Origin of the sequence: Rhizobium sp. SRDI969, assembly GCF_025152725.1 — a bacterium.
Classification (GTDB): domain Bacteria; phylum Pseudomonadota; class Alphaproteobacteria; order Rhizobiales; family Rhizobiaceae; genus Rhizobium; species Rhizobium leguminosarum_I.
The window spans coordinates 208,361-231,363 of record NZ_CP104038.1 but is presented as its reverse complement, the minus strand read 5'-3'; the positions used below and the strand labels follow the sequence as shown (position 1 = coordinate 231,363).

The following is a 23,003-nucleotide window of genomic DNA, read 5'->3' as shown; positions in this document are numbered from 1 at the left end:
AAGCAGCCGGGTATTGAAAGTTTACCTCCATGACCCTCAACGGATGGCTTCAGATCCTGCTTTACTGCGGGATCGTCCTCGTGCTCGTCAAACCGCTCGGCGGTTATATGACGCGTGTCTATAACGGAGAGCGCACATTCCTCTCCCCGGTCCTCGTCCCGATCGAACAGGGGCTTTACCGTATTGCCGGCACCAGCGAGCGCGAAGAGCAGCACTGGACCTCCTATGCCTTCGCGATGCTGATGTTCAACCTCCTCGGCGTCCTCGTCCTCTACGCGCTCCTGCGCCTGCAGGACGTCCTGCCCTATAATCCGGCCGGCATGGCCGCCGTCCCGCCGGAGCTTTCGTTCAACACCGCCGTCAGCTTTCCCACAAATACCAATTGGCAGAATTATGGCGGCGAAAGCACCATGTCGTATCTGACCCAGATGGCCGGCTTCACGGTGCAGAACTTCCTGTCGGCCGCGACCGGCATGGCGATCGCGGTCGCCTTCATCCGTGCCTTCGCACGGGCGTCGGGCAAGGCGATCGGCAATTTCTGGGTCGATATGATCCGCGGCACGTTCTATATCCTGCTGCCGATCTGCATCGTGCTGACCATCGTCTACGTCTATCTCGGCGTGCCGCAGACGCTTGGCGCTTATGTCAATGCGACCACGCTCGAAGGTGCGCAGCAGACGATTGCCGTCGGCCCGGTCGCCTCGCAGCTTGCGATCAAGATGCTCGGCACCAACGGCGGCGGCTTCTTCAACGCCAATTCGGCCCATCCGTTCGAAAATCCCAACGCGATCTCCAATCTCATCCAGATGGTCTCAATCTTCGCGATCGGCGCGGCTTTGACCAACGTCTTCGGCCGCATGGTCGGCAACCAGCGCCAGGGCTGGGCGATCCTTGCCACGATGGGCGTGCTGTTCCTCGCAGGTGTCGGTGTCACATATTGGGCGGAAGCTGCCGGCAACCCGCTGATGCACGTTTTCGGTCTCGGCGGCGGCAATATGGAAGGCAAGGAAGTCCGCTTCGGCGTTGCCTTGTCTTCGCTCTTTGCGGTCATTACGACGGCCGCTTCCTGTGGCGCGGTCAATGCCATGCACGGCAGCTTCACCGCGCTTGGTGGCCTGATCCCTTTGATCAACATGCAGCTCGGCGAAATCATTGTCGGCGGTGTCGGCGCGGGTTTCTACGGCATCCTTCTCTTCATCATCGTCGCCGTCTTCGTCGCCGGCCTGATGGTCGGCCGGACGCCGGAATATCTCGGCAAGAAGATCGAGGCGAAGGAAATGAAGATGGCCGTTCTCGCCATTCTCTGCCTGCCGCTCGCCATGCTGGTCTTTACCGCAATCGCCACCGTGCTGCCCTCCGCCGTCGCCTCGATCGGCACCGCCGGTCCGCACGGCTTCTCCGAAATCCTCTATGCCTATACCTCGGCTGCGGCCAACAACGGTTCGGCTTTCGGCGGCCTGACCGGCAACACGCCCTGGTACAACGTGACGCTCGGCATCGGCATGCTCGCCGGCCGCTTCCTGGTCATCATCCCGGCGCTTGCCATCGCCGGCTCGCTGATCGCCAAAAAGACGGTTCCGGCTTCGGCAGGCACCTTCCCGACGGATGGACCGCTCTTCGTCGGCCTGCTGGTCGGCACGATCCTGATCGTCGGCGGCCTGACCTTCTTTCCGGCCTTGGCGCTCGGCCCTATCGTCGAGCACTTGGTCATGATCGCCGGCCAGACCTTCTGAGGTGATGCCATGATCCTCCGTCACAGGCTTCGCAACGCTCCCACCCTCGTCCCGGTGCGCCGGGACGAGGGAATGGCCCGACGACCCGCGCCCCCGACGTCATCCTGGTGATGATGGCAGGCTCCTCGTCATCGCCGCCATCTTCAAAATCCTACAGGGCTGACCGGCCGCCGGTTCGCCATCCTCGTTTCAAAGCTGGAGTCTCTTATGAGCCAGGCAAAATCCGCGAGCATCATGGATTCTCGCATCCTCATTCCGGCCGTGGGCGCCGCTTTCAAGAAGCTGAACCCGCGCGCGCTTGCCAGAAACCCGGTCATGTTCGTCGTGGCCACGGTCTCCGTGCTGACCACCGTGCTCTTCCTGCGCGATTTCGTAGCAGGCAACGGTAATCTCGGCTTCTCGTTTCAGATCAATCTTTGGCTCTGGTTCACCGTCCTCTTCGCCAACTTCGCCGAAGCCGTCGCCGAAGGCCGCGGCAAAGCGCAGGCGGATTCGCTGCGCAAAGCGCGCACCGAAACCCAGGCGAAGCTACTCACCGCCAACAACGGCAGCGGCTACCGCATGGTGCCGGGCACCAGCCTTAAGGTCGGCGATATCGTGCTCGTCGAGGCCGGCGACATCATCCCGTCGGATGGCGAAGTGATCGAAGGTGTAGCCTCCGTCAACGAAGCGGCGATAACAGGCGAATCCGCCCCTGTCATCCGCGAATCCGGCGGCGACCGCTCGGCCGTCACCGGCGGCACGCAGGTACTCTCCGACTGGATCCGTGTCCGCATCACCGCCGCTGCCGGCTCGACCTTCATCGACCGGATGATTGCGCTCGTCGAAGGCGCCGAACGCCAGAAGACGCCGAATGAGATCGCACTCAACATCCTGCTTGCCGGCATGACGCTGATCTTCGTGCTTGCCACCGCGACGATCCCGAGCTTTGCCATCTATGCCGGCGGCTCGATCCCGATCATCGTGCTCGTCGCCCTCTTCGTCACCCTGATCCCGACGACGATCGGCGCACTGCTCTCGGCAATCGGCATCGCCGGCATGGACCGCCTCGTCCGCTTCAACGTGCTCGCCATGTCCGGCCGCGCGGTCGAAGCTGCCGGCGACGTCGACACGCTGCTGCTCGACAAGACGGGCACGATCACGCTCGGCAATCGCCAGGCAACGACCTTCCGTCCGGTCCGCGGCGTTTCCGAACAGGATCTCGCCGATGCCGCCCAGCTCGCCTCGCTTGCCGACGAAACGCCGGAAGGTCGTTCGATCGTCGTGCTCGCCAAGGAGAAATACGCGATCCGCGGCCGCGACATGGCAAGCCTGAAAGCAACCTTCGTGCCCTTCACCGCCCAGACCCGCATGAGCGGCGTCGATCTCGAAGGAGCCTCGATCCGCAAAGGTGCGGTCGATGCCGTGCTGGCCTATGTCAACGGCGATTCATCCTCGAAAAACGGCAGCGAGGTCGTGCGCGAACTGCAGTCGATCGCCGACGAAGTCGCCAAATCAGGCGGCACACCGCTGGCAGTTGCCCGCGACGGCAGGCTGCTCGGCGTCATCCAGCTGAAGGATATCGTCAAGGGCGGTATCCGCGAGCGCTTCACCGAGCTGCGCCGCATGGGCATTCGCACCGTGATGATCACAGGCGATAACCCGCTGACGGCAGCCGCCATTGCCGCCGAGGCCGGCGTCGACGACTTCCTCGCCCAGGCAACGCCGGAAATGAAGCTGGCGCTGATGCGCGAGGAACAGTCGAAGGGCAAGCTCGTCGCCATGTGCGGCGACGGCACCAACGATGCGCCGGCGCTCGCCCAGGCCGATGTCGGCGTCGCCATGAACACCGGCACGGTCGCCGCCCGCGAGGCCGGCAACATGGTCGATCTCGATAGCGATCCGACGAAGCTCATCGAGATCGTCGAGATCGGCAAGCAGCTCCTGATGACGCGCGGCGCGCTGACGACGTTTTCGATCGCCAACGACATTGCCAAGTATTTCGCCATCATCCCGGCGATGTTCCTGACCTTCTACCCGCAGCTCGGCGTGCTCAACGTCATGGGATTGTCGACGCCGCAAAGCGCCATCCTCTCGGCGATCATCTTCAATGCCCTGATCATCATCGCGCTGATCCCGCTGTCGCTGAAAGGTGTCCGCTACCGTCCGATCGGCGCCGGCGCGCTACTGTCGCGCAACCTGCTGATCTACGGTGCCGGCGGCATCATCGTCCCCTTCATCGGCATCAAGGCGATCGACATGGCCGTCGCAGCCCTCGGACTCGCCTGAACACTCCAAGGAGTAAGACAATGTTCAAAGAACTTCGTCCGGCAATCGTCATGATCGTCGCCACCACCGCCATCACCGGTCTTCTCTATCCCCTCGCCATGACGGGTGCTGCCCAGGCCCTCTTCCCGACCCAGGCGAACGGCAGCCTGATCGAGAAGAACGGCCAGGTGATCGGCTCGACGCTGATCGGCCAGGCCTTCACCAGCGACAAGTATTTCCACGGCCGCCCTTCGGCCGCCGGCGACGGCTACAATGCGGCTGCCTCCAGCGGTTCGAATCTCGGCCCGACCAGCCAGAAGCTGATCGACCGCGTCAAGGGCGACTACGAGACCGCCAAGGCGACGAACCCGAACGCGGAGGTGCCCGCCGACCTCGTCACCGCTTCGGGCAGTGGCCTTGATCCCGATATCTCGCCGGAGGCTGCCTACTTTCAAGTGGCGCGCGTCGCCAAGGCACGTGGTGTTGATGAGGCCAAGGTCAAGGCGCTGGTCGACGGTGTGGTTTATGCCCGCGAAATCGGCATTCTCGGCGAACCCACAGTCAATGTTCTGGCGTTGAACCAGAGCCTTGATGCTTCTATGACTCGGTAACCCTGGCAGGCTGGGCGCCCTTTTTCTTCCCATCGCTGCGCGCGTCGCAGGGACGAAGGATAGGAAGACATAGCGCCCCTCCTCGGCAGCCATCTGCAGAAAGACCACACGCATGCCAGACGACAATCGCGACCAGGCCGGCAGGCCCTCGCCCGATGCGCTTCTTGAAAAAGCCCGGGCGGAGTCGCGCGGCCGTCTGAAGATCTTCCTCGGTGCCGCCCCCGGTGTCGGCAAGACCTACGAGATGCTCGTCTCCGGCCGCGCCAAGATGGCCGACGGTCTCGATGTCGTCATCGGCGTTGTCGAAACTCATGGCCGGAAGGAGACCGAGGCGCTCGTCGCCGGCTTCGAGATCATCCCCCGCGTTGAAATCAGCTACAAGGGCCGGCCGCTCGAGGAAATGGACCTCGACGGCATCCTCGCCCGCCGGCCGGATCTTGTGCTGGTCGACGAACTCGCCCACACCAATGCCGAGGGCAGCCGCCATCCGAAGCGCTATCTCGATGTCAAGGAATTGCTCGATCGCGGCATCGACGTTTATACGACGCTGAATATCCAGCATGTCGAAAGCCTGAACGACGTCGTCTCGCAGATCACCCGCATCCGCGTGCGCGAGACGGTGCCGGACTCGATTATCGACCTTGCCGACGACGTCGAGATCATCGACCTGACGCCGGATGATCTGATCAAGCGTCTGCATGACGGCAAGGTCTACATGCCGCGCACCGCCGAACGTGCGCTGAGCAATTATTTCACCCCCGGCAACCTGACGGCACTGCGAGAGCTTGCGCTCCGCAAGACTGCCCAGCGCGTCGACGACCAGCTGCTCACGCATATGCAGGCCCATGCCATATCGGGCCCCTGGGCGGCGGGCGAACGCGTTCTCGTCTCGGTCGACCACCATCCGCGCTCCGCCTCGCTGGTGCGTTATGCCGCCCGCATGGCCTCGCGGCTGCGCGCACCCTGGGCGGCCGTCTATATCGAGACCAACCGCTCGATCAATCTGACGGAAGCCGAGCGCGATATCGTCGCCGCCACGCTGCGCCTTGCCGAGCAGCTCGGCGGCGAAGCGATCACCATTCCCGGCCGCGAGGTAGCCGAAGAGCTCGTCCGCCACGCCACCGCCAATAACGTCACCCATATCGTCATCGGCGCCCCGAAGAAGCCGACATGGCGCGACTGGTGGAGCCGCTCGATCACCGACGAGCTGATCCGCAAGACCGGCGAGATCAGCGTCCATGTCATTTCAGGCAATGAGAAGGACGGCACCACCGCGCGCGGCGTCAGGGCGGCCGCCACCCCGCCGCCACTGGATTTCAGAGCTTACCTGCTGGCGACCAGCTATGTCGCCATCGCGCTCGGCGTCAGCATCGTGCTCGACCAGGTGCTCGACGTGCGCAACCTCGCCCTCGTCTTCCTGATGGCGGTGCTGACCTCCGCCGTCCTCCACGGCCTGCGGCCGGCCCTTTACAGCTGCATCCTCAGCGCGCTTTCCTTCAATTTCTTCTTCCTGCCGCCGCGCTACACGTTGACGATAAGCGATCCGGAAAGCGTACTTGCGCTCTTCTTCTTCCTGGGCGTCGCCATCATCGCCAGCAACCTGACCGCGACCGTGCAGCGCCAGGCGGCCGCCGCCCGCCAGCGGGCGCGCACGACCGAGGACCTCTATCTCTTCTCTAAAAAACTCGCCGGCACCGGCACGCTCGACGACGTGCTCTGGGCGACGGCCTTCCAGCTCGCCTCGATGCTGAAGGTCCGCGTCGTGCTGCTGCTGCCGGAAGAGGGCGGTATCGCCGTCAAGGCCGGTTATCCCCCCGATGACACGCTCGACGATGCCGATATCGCCGCGGCCCGCTGGGCCTGGGAGCACAATCATGCCGCCGGCCGCGGCGCCGACACCCTGCCCGGCGCCAAGCGCCTCTATGTGCCGCTCCGAACCGGGCGCACCGCCGTCGGCGTCATCGGCCTCGACAGCGACCGCCGCGACGGGCCGCTGCTGACGCCGGAGCAACAGCGGCTGCTGGATGCGCTGGCCGATCAGGCGGCCCTTGCCATCGAACGCATCCAGCTTGTTGCCGATGTCGACCGGGCACGGCTTGCGGCCGAAGCGGACCGGCTGCGCTCGGCCCTGCTGACGTCGATCTCGCACGACCTGAAGACACCGCTGGCCGCCATCCTCGGCGCCGCCGGCACGCTGCGCGACTATTTCGCCTCGATGCCGGAGGAGGACCGCAGCGACCTGCTGTCGACCGTCGTCGACGAATCCGAACGCCTCAACCGCTTCATCGCCAACCTGCTCGACATGACCAAGATCGAATCCGGCGCGATGGAGCCGAACCATGCGCTGCATTATGCCGGCGATATCGTCGGCAGCGCGCTGCGCCGCGCGGCAAAGATCCTCGACGGCCATAAGACCGAGATGAGCATTCCTGCCGAGCTGCCGATGGTGCGCGTCGATCCTGTCCTGTTCGAGCAGGTGATCTTCAACCTGCTCGACAATGCCGCGAAATACGCGCCCGAGGGATCGGTGATCCATATCGGCGGCTGGGCCGATGCCGACAACGTCGTCGTGCAGATTTCGGACGAAGGCCCAGGCATTCCGCCGGCGGATCTTACCCGCGTCTTCGACACCTTCTACCGCGTGCGCAAGGGCGATCAGGTGCGCGCCGGCACCGGGCTTGGCCTTTCCATCTGTCGCGGCTTCATCGAAGCGATGGGGGGCACGATCACCGCCGGCAACCGCACGGGCCGTCCGGGCGCTGTCTTCACCATCCGCCTGCCGAAACCCACCGACATTCCAAAACTGGATGAACTCAAATGACCGGTTCAGCCGTCAAAATCCTCGTCGTCGACGACGAGCCTCCGATCCGCAAGCTGCTCCGCGTCGGCCTGACCGCGCAAGGCTACGAGGTGCAGGAGGCGCCGAACGCCAGCGCCGCCCGTCAGTCGGTCGCCGCCGACATGCCCGACCTCATCGTGCTCGACCTCGGCCTGCCCGATACATCAGGCCACGACTTGCTGCAGGCGTGGCGCGACGAAGGGCTTTCCATGCCGGTCGTCATTCTCTCCAGCCGCACTGACGAGGCCGGTATCGTCAAGGCGCTGGAAAGCGGCGCCGACGATTACGTCACCAAGCCCTTCGGCATCAACGAGCTCGGCGCCCGCATCCGCGTGGCGCTGCGCCACCGCCTGCAGCAGCAGGGCGAAAAGGCAATCTTCCAGACCGGCGGGCTGTCGATCGATCTCGTCAAGCGCATCGTCAAGGTCGACGGCCAGGAAATAAAGCTGTCGCCGAAGGAATACGACATCCTGCGCGTGCTCGCCCAGCACGCCGGTAAGGTGCTGACACACCAGTTTCTTTTAAAGCAGGTATGGGGGCCGGCGGCGGATGTGCAGTATCTGCGCGTCTATATCCGGCAGCTGCGGCAAAAGGTCGAGCAGCTTCCGGACCAGCCGCACTATATCACCACCGAGACCGGCGTCGGCTACCGGCTCAGGGAACCGGATTGACATCCCCTCCCTCCCGCTGCCCGAGCAGTATTGAGCCGAACAGTATTGAGAATGACATGAACCTTCTGAACATCATCCGGCCGGAACACACCTTCATCGGCGTGTCGGCGCCGACCAAATGGCGCGCGCTGCAGACCATCGCGGACAAGGCGGCCAAGGCATTCTCCGTCGATGGCCAGACCATCCTGAAGGCGCTCGAAGCGCGTGAGAAGCTCGGTTCCACCGGCATCGGCAACGGTATCGCCATTCCACATGCGGCGATCGACGGCATGACCAGCCCGCGCGGCCTTCTCATCCGCTTCGCCCAACCACTGAATTTCGAAGCGATCGACGATATCCCGACCGACATCGCCTTCGTGCTGCTCTTCGGAGAAAACAATCGCGGCGAATATCTGAACGTGCTGTCTGCCATCGCCAGGCGGCTGCAATCGGACGGCGTGCTTGCCGCCATGCGCAAGGCAAGAACGGTCGACGAATTCTATTCCGATTTCATCGCCGATTCACGGGTGTGACGTCCAAATTCAATAGCGAGAGCATGATGTCGTCCGAAGATCGCTCACACTTGTCGGCATCATAAAAAGGCGCGGCCCGAAGGTCGCGCCCGCTCATCTGCAATCAGACTATCTTAGAAATCGCGCTGGAAGCGCAGGAAGCCGAACACTTCGTCGTCGCCTTCGTCCTCATCGTGATATTGCACGCTGAGCTTCGTACGCAGGTCTTCGACGATCTGGTAGTCGATGGTGACACCTGTGGTATAGGCGCTGCCGCCGGTGAAGCCGTTGCCGTCAGCCTCGAGAGCGATGTTTTCGAAGTACTGGAAGCCGGGAGTGACCTTCCACTTGTCGTTGATCTTCAAGGCATACTCAGCTGCGATCGTCCATTCGGACTCTTCGTAGTAGTAGTTGGCGCCGCTTGCCCATACGCCGGCGATGCCGAGCGTGCCCGGGCCGATATCGGCATAGACGATGCCGCGGACAGCGACTTCGCTGGTGTCGGTGTCATAACCGGCAAGCAGGTAAGCGCTGATGGCGCCGGCCTTGTAGGAGACCTGGCCTGCGACACCAAAGTTGTTCGGGCCGTCGCCCGGCTTGGTGGCGTAGTCGTCTTCCAGTTCGTCGACCGAGATGCCGGCCGCGAAAGCGCCGGCCTCGTACTGATAACGGATCGAGTTGTGGGTCGTCTCGTTGCTGGCGAGCGTATCGGTCTCCCCGCTCATGTCGTCATCCCACCAGCTGTACAGCTTACCGACGCGGAAACCGGCAATGTCGATATAGCCTTCATCGAGCAATGCTTCCTGGTCGGTGGCATTGTCGACATTGTAACGCAGCGTGATGACGCCGGTGAGCGTGCCGTACTCGGTGTCGTTCTTGGCCTGGAAGGTGACCTGACCGCGAGTCCAGAAGTCTACGTCGGAGTCGCCGGAAATATGGTCACCGAAACGCACTTCAGTACGGATGTAACCGCCGATCGAAAGGCATGTTTCCGTCCCCGGAATATAAAAATAGCCGGTACCGTAGGCGTCGCAAACGCGAACATATTCCACGGGCTCGGGTTCCGCCGCCACGATGGCGTCGGCTGCACGGGCTCCGGAGGCCGCGGCAAGGGCGGCAACGGAGGCAAAAAGGATCGTCCTGATATTCATTTTGAATGGCCCTTAACAGGTTTGGAATGCGAGGCGCACTTCAAGGGTTGCCCCCGCGTTGCGGTCGGCGAATACGACCGCAACGGAGGCCATATAGGAATCCGCAAGTGCCATCGCGGCAAAATCTTGGCAAAAATCAGCACCATCATGTCGCTTTCGTGGAGGAACTGTGGCCAAAAAAACACGCTCCCGCGACACGACGGCGGGCGACGATCGATTGGCCGCGGCCAACTTCGGCACGTCCATTTCAAAACCGCCTCTTAAATGGAATGACGTTCTAACAGTCCGACTGGAACGGGAAGAAACTTCGTTTCATTATACGACTGAATTGATAGAGTTAAGACACAAAACAGGAGGGTTCCCATGCAGACACAACGGTTCACCCGGCTCCTCGCGGCGGCGGTCATGGCAGGCAGCTTCGCAATCGGGGGCATCGCTCCGGCATTCGCGGATCAGACGCTTCTTAACGTTTCCTACGATCCGACTCGCGAATTGTACAAGGATTTCAATGCCGCCTTTGCCGCCAAGTGGCAAAAGGACAGCGGTGAAACCGTGACGATCCAGGCATCGCATGGCGGCTCCGGCGCCCAGGCCCGCTCCGTCATCGACGGCCTCGACGCCGATGTCGTGACACTTGCCCTCGAAGGCGATATCGACGCCATCGCCAAGGCGACCGGCAAGATCCCGGCCGACTGGAAGACCAAGTTCCCCAACAATTCGACGCCTTATACGTCGACGATCGTCTTCCTCGTCCGCAAGGGCAACCCGAAGGGCATCAAGGATTGGGGCGATCTGGTCAAGGACGACGTGCAGGTCATCACCCCGAACCCAAAGACATCGGGCGGCGCGCGCTGGAACTTCCTTGCCGCCTGGGCATGGGCCAAGCAGGCCAACGGCGGCGACGAAGCCAAGGCGCAGGATTACGTTGCGAAACTGCTGCAGCACGTTCCGGTTCTCGACACCGGCGCCCGCGGCGCCACGACCACCTTCGTCCAGCGCGGCCTCGGCGATGTGCTGCTTGCCTGGGAAAACGAAGCCTATCTTTCGCTCGAGGAACTCGGTCCCGACCAGTTCGAGATCGTGACACCGACCTTCTCCATCCGCGCCGACCCGCCGGTCGCCATCGTCGACGGCAATGTCGACAAGAAGGGAACACGCAAGGTCGCCGAAGCCTATCTCAACTACCTCTATTCGGACGAAGGCCAGAAGATCGCTGCCAAGCATTACTACCGGCCGTTCAAGCCGGAAGCCGCCGATCCGGCTGACATCGCCCGCTTCCCGAAGCTGACGCTGGCGACCATCGACGACTTCGGCGGCTGGAAGAGCGCACAGCCGAAATTCTTTGGCGACGGCGGCGTATTTGACCAAATCTACAAGCCGGCCCAATAATAGACTTCATGAAAGCACATAGCCCCACGCGGTGGCGGTTCAAACGGCCGAGCGTCATTCCGGGTTTCGGAATGGCGCTCGGCCTTACCTTGACCTGGCTCACCCTTCTGATCCTCATCCCGCTTTCGGGCCTTGCCGTCCGGTCGAGCGCGCTCGGCTGGGAGAAATTCTGGTCGATCGCGGTCGATCCCCGCACGTTGAACGCACTGCGTATCAGCTTCGGCAGCGCCTTCATCGCCGCGATCGTCAACGCCGTCTTCGGCATCATCCTCGCCTGGGTGCTGGTGCGTTACCGCTTCCCCGGCAAACGCATCATCGATGCCATGGTCGACCTGCCCTTCGCGCTGCCGACCGCCGTTGCCGGCATCGCACTGGCGACACTCTATGCGCCGAACGGCTGGATCGGTCAGTTCCTGACGCCGCTCGGCATCAAGATCGCCTTTACGCCAGCCGGCATCGTCGTGGCGCTGATCTTCGTCGGCCTGCCCTTCGTGGTGCGCACCGTGCAGCCCGTCATGGAGGAGATCGACAAGGAAGTGGAGGAGGCTGCGGCAACGCTCGGCGCCAACCGCTTCCAGACGATTTTCCGCGTGCTGCTGCCGGGGCTGGCGCCGGCCGTGCTCACCGGCTTCGCGCTCGCCTTTGCCCGCGGCGTCGGCGAATACGGCTCGGTCATCTTCATCGCCGGCAACCTGCCGTTCAAATCGGAGATTGCGCCGCTGCTGATCATCATCAAACTCGAAGAGTATAATTACGCGGCAGCCACCGGCATAGCGGCGATCATGCTGGTCCTCTCGTTCGCCCTGCTGCTGGTCATCAACCTCATCCAGAGCTGGAGCAGGCGGAGGTATGGCTATGGCGCTTGATGCGACCGTTCGACCGGCAAAGCTGCGTTCGGTGACGACTGAACATCGGATCGCACGCTACAGCCTGATTGTCCTTTCACTCGTCTTCCTGCTGCTGATCCTGCTGCTGCCCCTCGCGGCCGTTTTCGTAGAGGCCTTCCGCAAGGGCACCGGCCCCTTCCTCGAGGCGCTCGGCGATGCGGAGACATTTTCGGCAATCCGCCTCACATTGATCGTCGCGGGGATCAGCGTGCCGCTCAACCTCGCCTTCGGGGTCACCGCCGCCTGGGCAATCGCCAAATTCGAGTTCAAAGGCAAAGCCTTCCTGACGACGCTGATCGACCTGCCCTTCTCGGTCTCACCCGTGATATCGGGCCTGGTCTTCGTTCTGCTGTTCGGCGCCAATACCTGGCTCGGCCAGTGGTTCAGCGCTCACGACATCAAGATCCTGTTTGCGGTGCCGGGGCTGATCCTCGCCACCATGTTCGTAACCTTCCCCTTCGTCGCCCGCGAACTGATTCCGCTGATGCAGGAACAGGGAACGGCCGACGAGGAGGCGGCCCTTTCGCTCGGCGCCAGCGGCTGGCAGACCTTCTGGCACGTGACCTTGCCGAATATCAAATGGGGCCTGCTCTACGGCGTGCTTCTCTGCAACGCCCGCGCCATGGGTGAATTCGGCGCCGTCTCAGTGGTATCAGGCCACATCCGCGGCCAGACCAATACCATGCCGCTGCAGGTGGAAATCCTCTATAACGAGTATAATTTCACCGGCGCTTTTGCCGTCGCCACGCTTTTGGCCTTGCTCGCGCTCCTGACTCTTGTTTTGAAGACGCTGCTGGAAATGCGCTATAGCGCCGAAATCGCCGCCAGCCGGCGGCACTGAAGGAATTGGAATGGAAGTACGCGTTCAAAACATTCGCAAGGAATTCGATCGTTTTCCGGCGCTGCACGATGTCTCGCTCGACATCCGCTCCGGCGAGCTGATCGCACTGCTCGGCCCTTCGGGTTCCGGCAAGACGACATTGCTGCGCCTGATCGCCGGGCTGGAAAGCCCGACGGAGGGGCTGATCTTCTTCGGCGACGAGGATGCCTCGAAGAAATCAGTGCAGCAGCGCAATATCGGCTTCGTCTTCCAGCATTATGCCCTCTTCCGCTACATGACGGTGCTCGATAACGTCACCTTCGGCCTGAGAGTCAGAAAGGGTGCGCGGCGGCCTGCGAAGGCCGACATCCGCCGGCGGGCGCTGGAACTGCTCGACCTTGTCCAGCTTTCCGGTCTTGAAAAACGCTATCCCGCCCAGCTTTCCGGCGGTCAGCGCCAGCGCGTGGCCCTCGCCCGCGCTATGGCCGTCGAGCCGAACGTGCTGCTGCTCGACGAACCCTTCGGGGCGCTCGACGCCCAGGTTCGCAAGGACCTGCGCAAATGGCTGCGCGAGATCCACGACCGCACCGGCCACACCACCGTTTTCGTCACGCACGACCAAGACGAGGCCCTAGAACTCGCCGACCGTGTCGTCGTTATGAGCCAGGGGGCGATCGAGCAGGTCGGCACGCCCGATCAGGTCTACGATTATCCGAACTCGCCCTTCGTCTTCGGCTTCATCGGCCAATCGAACTGCCTGCAGGTCGAGATATCAGGCGGTGACATCCTCTTCGAAGGCCGTTCGCTCGGTCTTAATGCCGATGGTGAGCCCGAGGGACCCGCGCAACTCTATTTCCGCCCGCATGACGTCAGGCTCTGCGAATCAGCCGAAAACTGCATAGCCGGCCAGCCGGTCTCCAGCCGCCGCGTGGCAGGCACCCGCCATATCGAATTGGATATCGGCAACGACCGCCCGCATATCGAGATCGAATTGCCGCCGAGCGAGGCCGACAGGCTTGACCGCAACCGGGTAGCTTTCAAGCCAACCCGCTGGAAACTGTTCCGCAGTTGATGGAGATTGGGGCAGCGCCGCGCGTCTTTTCGGGAGCTGCAAAAGACGCTGTAACACTTTGAATTGCTGCATAATTTTATCCTTGGATCGATTCCGATCTCGGGAATCATGGAATGGCTCATCGCCGGAATCGTATTTGGCGAGAGGCCCTTAAGGTTTTTGTTATCTAAGGTTGTTTGTATTTCAGTCATATGACGAGTAAAACGTTTTCGCTTAATCATGAAGGGCTGAACTAATTCCGTAGGAGGCACCTGGCGTTGAGGGCGGAGATTTCCTTTGGAAAATCCCTGATCGGGATTTTGTTTGTAGGACTGGCAGCGGCAAGCTGCACGACGACATCGAAACCGGCGGCAACGGCGGCGAACACCAAGACGAAGCAGGGCCAAGCGGCGAAAGTCACGTTCAATTATACGGCCAAAGACCGCGAGTGCCTGCAACGCGCGATGTATTTCGAATCGCAGCATTCGGACGAGGACGGCTACATGGCTGTCGGGACCGTCGTCATGAACAGGCTCACCTCTGGCGCCTATTCCACATCGATCTGCGGCGTCGTGGCCCAGAAAAGGCAGTTCGCGCCCGGCGTGATGACGCGCGAAGTCAAACCGCAGGCGGAAACTGAGCTTGCGAGCGCGGCCGATGCGATTCTTATCAAGGGCGCACGCCATCCTGCGGTGAAGGATGCGATGTTCTTCCACACCGATGGCCTGAAATTCCCTTACGACAACATGCACTATGTGACGGTTGCCGGCGGTAACGCCTTCTACGAGAAGCGCGATTCCAACGGCATGCTTGAAACGCCGCCGCCGCTGCCCTCCTACGAGGTGGCGATGAACTATGTGCCCGGCGAAAGCATGCTGCCGCCGCAATTCGAGGCATTGATACCCTCGGCAGTTCCCGTTCCTCTGCCGGCTCCGGACCCCATGGCGACGGCGAGCACGGGGCAGATGCGGATAACGGCGCCGGTGACTTCGCCGGAAACATCACCGGTAACATCGGTCGAGCCGGAGCCGGGAATGCCCATCGCGATCCCTATTCCCCGGCCCGCCTATGACAGCGTGATGCTGCGTGAAAGCCTTCCGACGAACGGTGGTTAAACCGTCCTTCCGGTATGAGTTAGATGGAAGCGCGCCTAAAGCGCGTCGCAATCTTTCAGATCCGCTGACCGCACTTCAGGTCTTTGATTTCCGCATGTCGCGATCTCAAAACCGCTGCACACTTTTGCGCGACATGCTTTAGGCGCGCTCTTCCCAGACCCTCGCCAATTCCACGATCGTTTTGACGGCCTTTTCCATGTCCTGACGGCTCACCCATTCTAGCGGCGAGTGGAAAGCATGGCCGCCGGCGAAGATGTTCGGGCACGGCAGTCCCATGAAGGAAAGGCGAGAGCCATCCGTGCCGCCGCGGATGCTGCCGCGCACCGGCGTCATGCCGGCCCGGCGCACCGCCTCGATGGCGTTCTCGACGATCTCCGGGTGACGATCGAGCACCACCTTCATGTTGCGATATTGCTCCTTCACCTCAAAACGATAGGTCGAGCCGGGATAGCCAGCCAACACCTCCTCAACGATGGCTTCGAGCATCGTTTCCTTTTCCGTCAGCCCCTTGTCGGTGAAGTCACGGATGATGAGGCTCAGCGACGCCTTCTCCATCGAGCCGGTCACGCCTGTCGGATGGATGAAGCCCTGCTTTCCTTCGGTGGTCTCGGGGGCAAGATGCCTCGGCAGCCGGTCGATGATGGCGCCTGCGATCTTGATGGCGTTTTCCATGCGGTCCTTGGCAAAGCCGGGATGGATTGCAACACCTGATATACTAATCTCGACGCCATCGGCCGAGAAGGTCTCATCCTCGATATGGCCGGCCGTCTCGCCGTCCATCGTATAGGCGAAGTCGGCACCGAGTTTCTTCAGGTCGACTTTGTTGACGCCGCGCCCGACTTCCTCGTCGGGCGTGAATAGGATCTTGATCGTCCCGTGCCTGATATCGGGACTGCCGACGAGCATCTCAGCCGCGGTCGTGATTTCGGCCAGTCCGGCCTTGTCGTCGGCACCGAGCAATGTCGTGCCGTCGGTCGTGACGATATCGTTGCCGATCTGGTTCTTCAGTTCGGGATGATCGCTGGCGCGGATCACCCGGCTCGTATCATTGGCAAGCTTGATATCACCGCCGGCATAGTTCCTGACGATCTGCGGCTTGACATCGGTGCCGCTGAAATCGGGTGCGGTATCCATATGCGAGCAGAAACAGATGACCGGCACCGTCTTGTCGCTGTTGGCCGGAATGGTCGCGTAGACATAGCCGTGTTCATCGAGATGCGCGTCGGCGAGACCGATCTTCAGCAGTTCATCGACCAGAACCCGTCCGAGATCCTTCTGCTTTCCCGTGGTCGGCTGCATCGACGAGGCAGGATCGGATTGCGTGTCGATAACGACATAACGGAGAAAGCGGTCGAGAACAGTGTCGGTCATAGCATCCAGTCCAGCAAGATCACACGGACGATATAGCCCTCATGGGCGATGCGGCAAAAGATTTTTCCGCTCGCAGCGCGTGAGGGTTCCACCATCCAATACGTCTCTCAGCCACCACCGCGGCAGCAAGCAACCCACCTCAACCCTCTCAGTCGACGCGTTTTCCCTCGGCGTCGAACACATGCAGATACTGGGCCGGGAAGGCCACATTGATTTTCGGACCTGCCTTCAGCGCTTCGCGGTTCAGCGTGAAGATCTTGAACGGCAGACCATGCAGGGCAAGGTGCAGGATGATGCCGAAGCCTGTGGGCTCGACGAGTTCCACATCGGTGGCGAGCCCTGCCCCGCCGTCGCTCACCAGCACATGCTCCGGCCGGATGCCGAGCGTCACCTTTGCGCCGTCGACAAGCGGCAGCGGCTTTGCAAGCGGCACGATCGTGCCGTCCTTCAACTTCACGCCGCCGGCATCATAGGTGGCCTCGAGGAAATTCATCCCCGGCGAGCCGATGAAGCCGGCGACAAAGAGATTGGCGGGGCGGTCGTAGAGTTCCAGGGGACTGCCGACCTGCTGGACCACCCCGCCATGCATGGCGACGATCCGGTCCGCCAGCGTCATTGCCTCGATCTGGTCGTGGGTCACGTAGATTGAGGTCGCCTTCAGGTCGCCATGCAGTTTCTTGATTTCGGCGCGCATCTGTTCGCGCAGGCGCGCATCGAGGTTCGACAGCGGTTCGTCGAACAGAAAGGCCTTCGGCTGGCGCACGATGGCGCGGCCCATGGCGACGCGCTGGCGCTGGCCGCCGGAAAGCGCCTTCGGCCTTCGTTCGAGCAAAGGGTCGAGGCCGAGCTTGGCAGCGGCTGCGGCCACCGCGCCTGCAATCTTCTCCTTCGCCACCTTCCGGAGCCTGAGGCTGTAGCTCATATTGCCGGCGACGTTCATATGCGGGTAAAGCGCGTAGGACTGGAACACCATGGCGATGTCGCGATCCTTGGGATGCAGCTCGTTGACCCTATTGCCGGCGATGCTGATCTCGCCTGATGTGACCTCCTCCAGCCCGGCGATCATCCGCAGCAGCGTGGACTTGCCACAGCCGGACGGGCCGACGAGCACGACGAACTCGCCGTCCCGGATTTCGAGGTCGACGCCGTGCAGCACCCGCACATGGCCATAGGCTTTGTGAATATTCCGGATATCGATCGATGCCATTTTGTTTAACCCTTGACCGCGCCGGCCGTCAGCCCCTGGACGAGATAGCGCTGGATAAGCAGGAAGAAGAGGCCGGCCGGAATGAGCGCCATGACGCCCGCCGCCATCATCTGCCCGAAATCCACCGAGAATTTCGAAACGAAGGTGAGAAGGCCGACCGGGAAGGTCGCCGCATCATTGCCGTTGATCAGCATCAGCGCGAAGAGCAGTTCGCTCCAGGCGGCGGTGAAGACGAAACCGAGGGTGGCGGCGATCCCCGGCAGCGTCAGCGGCAGGATGATCTGGCGAAACGCCGTGAACTGCGTCGCCCCGTCGATCTTCGCCGCCTCTTCGAGATCCCTCGGGATGCCGTCGAAGAAGGACTGCATCAGGAAGGTGGCGAAAGGCACGTTGAAGGCGGTGTAGACGACGACGAGCCCGGTCAGGCTGTTGGTCAGGTGCAGCGGCGACAGGATCTTGAAGATCGGCGCCACCAGCATGACCAGCGGGAACATCTGGGTCAGCAGCATCAGGGCGACGATCCAGTATTTTGCCCGGAAATTGAAGCGCGACAGCGCATATCCCGAGAGCGAGGCGCAGATGGTCACGGTGACCGCCGTCGAGGCCGAGACGATCAGGCTGTTCTTGAAGAAGGTCGGAAAGGCGCTGTGGCGCAGCACGAAGGCATAGTGATCCCATGTCATGCGCGATGGCCACATGCGCACGCCCTCGCTATAGAGCAGGTCATTCGGCGTCACCGAGACCTTGAGCAGCCAGAACAGCGGAAAAAGTGCGAAGGCGATGTAGCAGAGGATCGCCAGACGGTGTGCGATGGTGGGAATGACGGATCGTCTCATGATCTCAATCCTTGTTCAGCAGCGTCTGCCGGAGCAGGATGATCAGCATCGAATAGGCAAGCAGCAGCACGAGCAGCACCAGCGCGATCGCCGAGGCATAGCCGAAATCGAGCCGCCTGAAGGCCGTCGTGAAGATGTAGCTGGCGACGATCTGCGTCCGGTCGGCCGGCCCGCCACTGGTCATGACGACGATGAGATCGGCGAAATTGGAAATCCATACGGTGCGCAGCAGCACCGTGATGGCGATCGTCGGCGCCAGAAACGGCAGGGTGATCGAGCGGAAGCGCTGGAACCAGCCGGCGCCGTCGATCGATGCCGCCTCATAGAGATCGCGCGGGATCGCCTGCAGCGCCGCAAGCAGGGTGATGGCGAAGAACGGAATGCCCCACCAGACATTGGCGACGATCGGCCCCCACATCGCATAATTGGGATCGGAGAGGATGTTGCCCGGCTCATGCATCAGCCCGAGGGCGAAGAGCCAGTGCGGGATCGGCCCGATGACGGGATTGAACAGCCAGGCCCAGTTGAGGCCGGCGAGAAAGGACGGCACGGCCCAGGGCAGGAACACCAGCGCCTGGGCGATCGCCCTGCCCTTAAAGGGCTTGTCGAGCAGCAGCGCCAGGATCAGCCCGAAGACGAACTGCAGGACGACGGAAGCGCCGGTCCACCAGAGCGTATTCCGCAGCGCGCCATAGAAGGCGGCATCGCCGGCAAGCTCGCGGAAATGATCGAGCCCGATGAAGCCGCCGGAAAACGGATTGAGCAGCTGGATATCGCGGAACGCATAGGAAATGCCGACCGTCAGCGGCACCAGCATCACCGCAATGATCAGGATCAGCGACGGCGCGCTGTAGAGATAGGGCTCCGAAGCATCGGCAACCCGACGCAGCCATGGCCTGCGGTCGCGACGCATGTCGAGCGTATCGGCGGAAATGGTCATCGGTCTGCAATTTCCATTGTCTTACCCGGTTGGGAATTTGTGGTGCTTTTGAATGGAGAGACCGGAGCCCCCTCATCCGCCTGCCGGCACCTTCTCCCCGCTGGGGAGAAGGGAATATGCCGCAACGTTTCCGTTCCCTCCTCCCTCGGGGAGAAGGTGGCCCGTAGGGTCGGATGAGGGGGCTTTTGGCTCAAAGCCCGCTATCCGCTATTTCTTGGCAAGGAACTTCTGCTGCGCCTTGGTGAGGTAGTCAGCCCACTGGTCGGCCAGATCCTTTGCCGAGATATCGCCGAGCAATGCCTGCTGCGAGGTCTTGATCGCCAGCGAATCCTTGAAGAAGGCGAATTCCTCGAGGTACGTCGGCATCACGGTTGGTACCGTGTTCGGGTCCGCCAGTTCCTCGAACCAGCCCTTGAACTGGTCACCGGCATAGAAGGGATCCTTCTCGGCCGCCGTATAGGCCGGGAGGGCGCCGATGCGCTTGTTCCACTCGATATTGCCTTCCGGCCCTTCGAGGGTGGCGATCAGCTTCCAGGAGAGATCCTTGTTGCCGCTGGTCGTGAACATCGACCAACCGCCATAGCCGATCGTCGGGAAGGACTTTCCGTCAGGACCCTTCGGCAACGGCATCACGCCGAAATCATCCTTATTCATGCGTTCGGCGATGGCGATCAGCGCATCCGGATCCTGGTCGAGGAAAGCGCAGGTGCCGGAGTAGAAGCCGGCGACGACTTCGTTGAAGCCCCAGTTGACGCTATCCTTCGGCGCATAGCCCTTCTTGTAGAGATCGACCATCCATTCGATGCCCTTGGCCCAGCCGGGGCTGTTCATCGTCGAGGTGCCGTCGTCGTTGAAGTACTTGTTCGAGCCGGCCATCGAGGCGGCAAAGATCATCCAGCCGTTGAGGCCGCCTGGTCCGCCGCGCATGCAGTAGCCGTATTTGCCGGACAGTTTGGAAACTTTCTCCGAAGCGGCGGTGAATTCCTCCATCGTCTTCGGCGGCGCGGCGACGCCGGCTTCGGCAAGCAGTTTCTTGTTGTAGAACATCGCCCTCAGATAGAAGCCGTAGGGCAGCATATAGGCTGTGTTCTTGATGTCGCGGCCGAGTTCGAGCGCGCGCGGCGTCAGCTCCTTGGTATGTTCCCACTTTTCGAGGTAGGGCTCCAGGCTCTCGAGCATACCGTTATTGGCATAGAGCGACAGCCAGGTATCGGGCATTTCCATCACATCGGGCACGTCGCCGGCCGACACCATGGTCGCGAACTTCTGGAAGGCTTCGTTCCAGGGCAGCGAGATGATGTCGACCTTGGTGCCGGGATTGGCGGCTTCGAATTTGCCGACGATCGATTTCAGCGTTTCGGTGCGCTCCGGGCTGGTGATGACTTCGACAAGCTTGAGCGTCGTATCGGCAAAGGCCGTACCCGCCATCATCGAAGCAAAGAGCGTCGAGACTATTAGTTTTTTCATGGCTCAGTTCCCCCTTATTAGGTTTCTCTCGGGTTTCAGGATTGTGAGGCGGCGGCGAGCGCCTCCTCGATGTCTCTCCACAGAGCCTCGGTTCCTTCGAGGCCGACATGGAGACGTACGGATCGCGCATGGATGCCGAAGGCATGTGCGGAATTCGGCTGTGCCTTCTGCTGAAGCACCACCTCGCCCGGTACGATCAGGCTTTCATGTCCACCCCAGCTTACGCCCAGTTTGAAGAGCTTGAGGTGATCGGCGAAGGTGCGGATATCGACGTCTTCGCGGAAGATGAAGGAAAACAGGCCCGAGGTGCCGATGAGGCCGGCGGGCAGGCGGTTGGCGAGCCCCGGATGGCAGACCGTCTCCACCACGTCGAGCTTCTGCAGGCGCCTGGCGATTTCAAGCGCCGATGTCTCGTGGGCTTTCATGCGCAGCGGCAGCGTGCGCAGGCCGCGGATCAGCAGCCAGGCGTCGAACGGCGAAAGCTTGCCGCCGAGATAGGGATAGGCCTCCGCCTTGATGCGTGCGATCATCGCCTTCGAGCCGGCGATGACGCCCGCCACCACATCGCTGTGGCCGCCGAGATATTTCGAGGCCGAATGGATGACGAGATCGACGCCGAGCGTCAGCGGCCGCTGGAAGAACGGGCTTGCCCAGCTGTTGTCGATCATCGAGACAACACCGTGCCGCTTGGCGAGGGCTGCGAGCGCACCGACGTCATGGGCCTCCATCACCCAGCTCGTCGGGCTTTCCAGGTACAGAAGCTTGGCGCCGGGCAGCGCCCTGGCGACCGCTTCCTCGTCGCGCCCGTCGACATAGGTCACCTCGATCTTCATCCGTTTCAGGATGGTGCCGAACAGGCGGAAGGCGTCGGGATAGACATGATTGACGGCGACGATGCGATCGCCCGGCTCGACAAAGCTCAGCACCGAGGACGAGATTGCCGCCATGCCGCTGGCAAAACCCAGCGCATCCTCGGCACCTTCGAGCTTGGCGAGCATTTCCTCGAAGGCGCGTACCGTCGGGTTCAGGCCGCGCGTATAGATCGGCCGCACCTTCTCGCCGCGATAGGAGGCGATCATGTCCTCGTAATCGGAAAAGGTGAAAAGCGAGGTCTGGAAAATCGGCGGCACGACGGCGTCAGCGACGTTGCTCTCGTCGTGCGCGGTGATGAGGGAAGCAAGATCGAACGGTTCTGCGCCGTTGCTCATTTGGACATTTCCTTGATGTCTTCCTCGACGATATCGAGAATTTTCAGTGTTTCGGCGCGCGCCGCCTCGGGATCCCCGGCAGCGATCGCGTTGAAAAGGGTGCGGTGAAAGGGAAAGGATCGGCGGGCGAAATCCTGCCGGTCGAACGGATGTTCCCAGAAGCGCTCGAAGGTCTCGCGCATCTGCTCGAGAAGCTGGCGAAACAGCTGATTGTGGGTGGCGTCGTAGACGGCGAGATGGAAGGCGAGGTCCTCCGGTCCGGAAGTGCCTTTCTCCAAGTGCACCCGCTCCATCGCATTGAGCTTTTCCTCGATGACGCCGAGATCCGTGTTCGTGCGCCGCCGCGCCGCGACCATGCCTGCCTCGCATTCGATGCCGCGGCGAACCTCCAGCGTCTGCAGCAGCGCGTCGCGCAGATGCACCGCATCAAACGACAGCGGCATGTGGATCGTCGCCCTGGAAACCGGCTTCAGCAGATAAGTGCCGCTGCCCTTGCGCGTCTCGATGACGCCGAGCGCCTGGAAGTGGCGGATCGCTTCGCGAATGGTCGAGCGGCCGACGGCAAGGGCTGCCATCAACTCGCGCTCGGCCGGCAGCCGATCGCCCGCCTTCAACCTGGCTTCCTCGACATAATCCGCCAGCGCATCGGTCACCTGACGCGCGCGGTCCATGACCGGAAGCGGCCGGATGACCGGCCTGTCGCTACGATTTGCCTTCATGGTTCCCCATTTTCTTATCAGGCAGTCAGGCCTTGAAATTGGTCTGACATCTTAGCATTTCTCAAAGAGGGGAAGGCGTCAAGGGTGTTTGTTGGGAACGAACTCGCGTTGGTTCAGCCAACATGCATGGTGGCAAGCCCGTTCTCCGTTCTTATTGGGAGGTTGCGGGTGTCATAGTGCATTCGTGCCAATGTGCGGGTTGGGCGCCGGGCCAAAAAGCGGCTTAGCTGGACATCACGCGGAGAGCGCT

At 61.9% G+C, this 23,003-nt stretch carries 20 protein-coding genes; 11 read left to right on the top strand and 9 right to left on the bottom strand.

Annotation, left to right across the window (positions count from 1 at the left end; all coding sequences use genetic code 11):
- Nucleotides 1–29: 29 nt before the first annotated feature.
- From kdpA to N2A41_RS30725, 6 genes are all read left to right on the top strand, one after another.
- Nucleotides 30–1,733, top strand: coding sequence for a potassium-transporting ATPase subunit KdpA (gene kdpA / locus N2A41_RS30750; RefSeq protein ID WP_170277682.1), 1,704 nt, complete (start codon nucleotides 30–32; stop codon nucleotides 1,731–1,733).
- A gap of 207 nt (nucleotides 1,734–1,940) precedes the next feature.
- Entirely contained in the window at nucleotides 1,941–4,001 is a 2,061-nt protein-coding gene (kdpB, locus tag N2A41_RS30745) for a potassium-transporting ATPase subunit KdpB (RefSeq protein ID WP_260111830.1), read from the top strand.
- Nucleotides 4,002–4,021: 20 nt separating this feature from the next.
- On the top strand, nucleotides 4,022–4,591 hold the full coding sequence (kdpC, locus tag N2A41_RS30740; RefSeq protein ID WP_260111829.1) for a potassium-transporting ATPase subunit KdpC: 570 nt from the start codon (nucleotides 4,022–4,024) through the stop codon (nucleotides 4,589–4,591).
- A gap of 112 nt (nucleotides 4,592–4,703) precedes the next feature.
- Entirely contained in the window at nucleotides 4,704–7,412 is a 2,709-nt protein-coding gene (locus tag N2A41_RS30735) for a sensor histidine kinase (RefSeq protein ID WP_260111828.1), read from the top strand.
- A complete protein-coding gene (locus N2A41_RS30730) occupies nucleotides 7,409–8,101 on the top strand; it encodes a response regulator transcription factor (RefSeq protein ID WP_162115290.1) in 693 nt (230 codons plus the stop codon). Before N2A41_RS30735 ends, N2A41_RS30730 begins: the two co-directional genes overlap by 4 nt.
- Nucleotides 8,102–8,157: 56 nt before the next feature.
- Entirely contained in the window at nucleotides 8,158–8,613 is a 456-nt protein-coding gene (locus N2A41_RS30725) for a PTS sugar transporter subunit IIA (protein WP_222280264.1), read from the top strand.
- Between the two features lie 113 nt (nucleotides 8,614–8,726).
- Here the strand turns inward: N2A41_RS30725 and N2A41_RS30720 are convergent, their stop codons facing one another.
- Nucleotides 8,727–9,743: a porin gene (locus tag N2A41_RS30720; protein ID WP_017968352.1), complete on the bottom strand. Its 1,017-nt coding sequence runs from the start codon at nucleotides 9,741–9,743 to the stop codon at nucleotides 8,727–8,729.
- Nucleotides 9,744–9,755: 12 nt separating this feature from the next.
- A complete protein-coding gene (locus tag N2A41_RS30715) occupies nucleotides 9,756–9,989 on the bottom strand; it encodes a hypothetical protein (RefSeq protein ID WP_170258370.1) in 234 nt (77 codons plus the stop codon).
- Nucleotides 9,990–10,106: 117 nt separating this feature from the next.
- On the opposite strand from N2A41_RS30715, the gene N2A41_RS30710 reads away from it, so the two are divergent.
- The 5 genes from N2A41_RS30710 (at nucleotide 10,107) to N2A41_RS30690 (ending at nucleotide 15,005) form a co-directional block, all read left to right on the top strand.
- A complete protein-coding gene (locus tag N2A41_RS30710) occupies nucleotides 10,107–11,132 on the top strand; it encodes a sulfate ABC transporter substrate-binding protein (RefSeq protein WP_017968351.1) in 1,026 nt (341 codons plus the stop codon).
- A gap of 8 nt (nucleotides 11,133–11,140) precedes the next feature.
- On the top strand, nucleotides 11,141–11,998 hold the full coding sequence (gene cysT, locus N2A41_RS30705; protein WP_162115288.1) for a sulfate ABC transporter permease subunit CysT: 858 nt from the start codon (nucleotides 11,141–11,143) through the stop codon (nucleotides 11,996–11,998).
- Nucleotides 11,988–12,860 (top strand): sulfate ABC transporter permease subunit CysW, encoded by an 873-nt coding sequence (cysW, locus tag N2A41_RS30700; RefSeq protein ID WP_017968349.1) that lies wholly within the window; start codon nucleotides 11,988–11,990, stop codon nucleotides 12,858–12,860. Before cysT ends, cysW begins: the two co-directional genes overlap by 11 nt.
- 10 nt (nucleotides 12,861–12,870) lie before the next feature.
- Complete coding sequence (locus tag N2A41_RS30695) at nucleotides 12,871–13,911, top strand: sulfate/molybdate ABC transporter ATP-binding protein (protein WP_170258371.1); 1,041 nt, start codon at nucleotides 12,871–12,873, stop codon at nucleotides 13,909–13,911.
- Between the two features lie 257 nt (nucleotides 13,912–14,168).
- On the top strand, nucleotides 14,169–15,005 hold the full coding sequence (locus tag N2A41_RS30690; RefSeq protein ID WP_162115286.1) for a cell wall hydrolase: 837 nt from the start codon (nucleotides 14,169–14,171) through the stop codon (nucleotides 15,003–15,005).
- A gap of 138 nt (nucleotides 15,006–15,143) precedes the next feature.
- Here N2A41_RS30690 and pepT read toward each other — a convergent pair whose 3' ends face one another.
- From pepT to N2A41_RS30655, 7 genes are all read right to left on the bottom strand, one after another.
- Nucleotides 15,144–16,376: a peptidase T gene (pepT, locus tag N2A41_RS30685; RefSeq protein ID WP_260111827.1), complete on the bottom strand. Its 1,233-nt coding sequence runs from the start codon at nucleotides 16,374–16,376 to the stop codon at nucleotides 15,144–15,146.
- Between the two features lie 148 nt (nucleotides 16,377–16,524).
- On the bottom strand, nucleotides 16,525–17,583 hold the full coding sequence (locus N2A41_RS30680) for an ABC transporter ATP-binding protein (protein ID WP_260111826.1): 1,059 nt from the start codon (nucleotides 17,581–17,583) through the stop codon (nucleotides 16,525–16,527).
- A gap of 5 nt (nucleotides 17,584–17,588) precedes the next feature.
- A complete protein-coding gene (locus N2A41_RS30675) occupies nucleotides 17,589–18,419 on the bottom strand; it encodes a carbohydrate ABC transporter permease (protein ID WP_162115282.1) in 831 nt (276 codons plus the stop codon).
- A 4-nt stretch (nucleotides 18,420–18,423) separates the two neighbouring features.
- The gene (locus N2A41_RS30670) at nucleotides 18,424–19,359 is read right to left on the bottom strand and encodes a carbohydrate ABC transporter permease (RefSeq protein ID WP_024319982.1); all 936 of its coding nucleotides are present in this window, start codon (nucleotides 19,357–19,359) and stop codon (nucleotides 18,424–18,426) included.
- Nucleotides 19,360–19,566: 207 nt separating this feature from the next.
- Nucleotides 19,567–20,826: an ABC transporter substrate-binding protein gene (locus tag N2A41_RS30665; RefSeq protein ID WP_222295270.1), complete on the bottom strand. Its 1,260-nt coding sequence runs from the start codon at nucleotides 20,824–20,826 to the stop codon at nucleotides 19,567–19,569.
- Nucleotides 20,827–20,861: 35 nt separating this feature from the next.
- Nucleotides 20,862–22,034, bottom strand: a complete 1,173-nt coding sequence (locus tag N2A41_RS30660; RefSeq protein ID WP_260111998.1) for a PLP-dependent transferase — start codon at nucleotides 22,032–22,034, stop codon at nucleotides 20,862–20,864.
- On the bottom strand, nucleotides 22,031–22,753 hold the full coding sequence (locus N2A41_RS30655; RefSeq protein ID WP_260111997.1) for a FadR/GntR family transcriptional regulator: 723 nt from the start codon (nucleotides 22,751–22,753) through the stop codon (nucleotides 22,031–22,033). Before N2A41_RS30655 ends, N2A41_RS30660 begins: the two co-directional genes overlap by 4 nt.
- Nucleotides 22,754–23,003 lie beyond the last annotated feature (250 nt).

What these genes read in the sequence shown, in the direction of transcription:
- kdpA (WP_170277682.1), top strand. Translation starts at nt 30, where the DNA reads ATGACCCTCAACGGATGGCTTCAGATCCTGCTTTACTGCGGGATCGTC.
- kdpB (WP_260111830.1), top strand. Translation starts at nt 1,941, where the DNA reads ATGAGCCAGGCAAAATCCGCGAGCATCATGGATTCTCGCATCCTCATT.
- kdpC (WP_260111829.1), top strand. Translation starts at nt 4,022, where the DNA reads ATGTTCAAAGAACTTCGTCCGGCAATCGTCATGATCGTCGCCACCACC.
- N2A41_RS30735 (WP_260111828.1), top strand. Translation starts at nt 4,704, where the DNA reads ATGCCAGACGACAATCGCGACCAGGCCGGCAGGCCCTCGCCCGATGCG.
- N2A41_RS30730 (WP_162115290.1), top strand. Translation starts at nt 7,409, where the DNA reads ATGACCGGTTCAGCCGTCAAAATCCTCGTCGTCGACGACGAGCCTCCG.
- N2A41_RS30725 (WP_222280264.1), top strand. Translation starts at nt 8,158, where the DNA reads ATGAACCTTCTGAACATCATCCGGCCGGAACACACCTTCATCGGCGTG.
- N2A41_RS30720 (WP_017968352.1), bottom strand. Translation starts at nt 9,743, where the DNA reads ATGAATATCAGGACGATCCTTTTTGCCTCCGTTGCCGCCCTTGCCGCG.
- N2A41_RS30715 (WP_170258370.1), bottom strand. Translation starts at nt 9,989, where the DNA reads ATGGACGTGCCGAAGTTGGCCGCGGCCAATCGATCGTCGCCCGCCGTC.
- N2A41_RS30710 (WP_017968351.1), top strand. Translation starts at nt 10,107, where the DNA reads ATGCAGACACAACGGTTCACCCGGCTCCTCGCGGCGGCGGTCATGGCA.
- cysT (WP_162115288.1), top strand. Translation starts at nt 11,141, where the DNA reads ATGAAAGCACATAGCCCCACGCGGTGGCGGTTCAAACGGCCGAGCGTC.
- cysW (WP_017968349.1), top strand. Translation starts at nt 11,988, where the DNA reads ATGGCGCTTGATGCGACCGTTCGACCGGCAAAGCTGCGTTCGGTGACG.
- N2A41_RS30695 (WP_170258371.1), top strand. Translation starts at nt 12,871, where the DNA reads ATGGAAGTACGCGTTCAAAACATTCGCAAGGAATTCGATCGTTTTCCG.
- pepT (WP_260111827.1), bottom strand. Translation starts at nt 16,376, where the DNA reads ATGACCGACACTGTTCTCGACCGCTTTCTCCGTTATGTCGTTATCGAC.
- N2A41_RS30680 (WP_260111826.1), bottom strand. Translation starts at nt 17,583, where the DNA reads ATGGCATCGATCGATATCCGGAATATTCACAAAGCCTATGGCCATGTG.
- N2A41_RS30675 (WP_162115282.1), bottom strand. Translation starts at nt 18,419, where the DNA reads ATGAGACGATCCGTCATTCCCACCATCGCACACCGTCTGGCGATCCTC.
- N2A41_RS30670 (WP_024319982.1), bottom strand. Translation starts at nt 19,359, where the DNA reads ATGACCATTTCCGCCGATACGCTCGACATGCGTCGCGACCGCAGGCCA.
- N2A41_RS30665 (WP_222295270.1), bottom strand. Translation starts at nt 20,826, where the DNA reads ATGAAAAAACTAATAGTCTCGACGCTCTTTGCTTCGATGATGGCGGGT.
- N2A41_RS30660 (WP_260111998.1), bottom strand. Translation starts at nt 22,034, where the DNA reads ATGAGCAACGGCGCAGAACCGTTCGATCTTGCTTCCCTCATCACCGCG.
- N2A41_RS30655 (WP_260111997.1), bottom strand. Translation starts at nt 22,753, where the DNA reads ATGAAGGCAAATCGTAGCGACAGGCCGGTCATCCGGCCGCTTCCGGTC.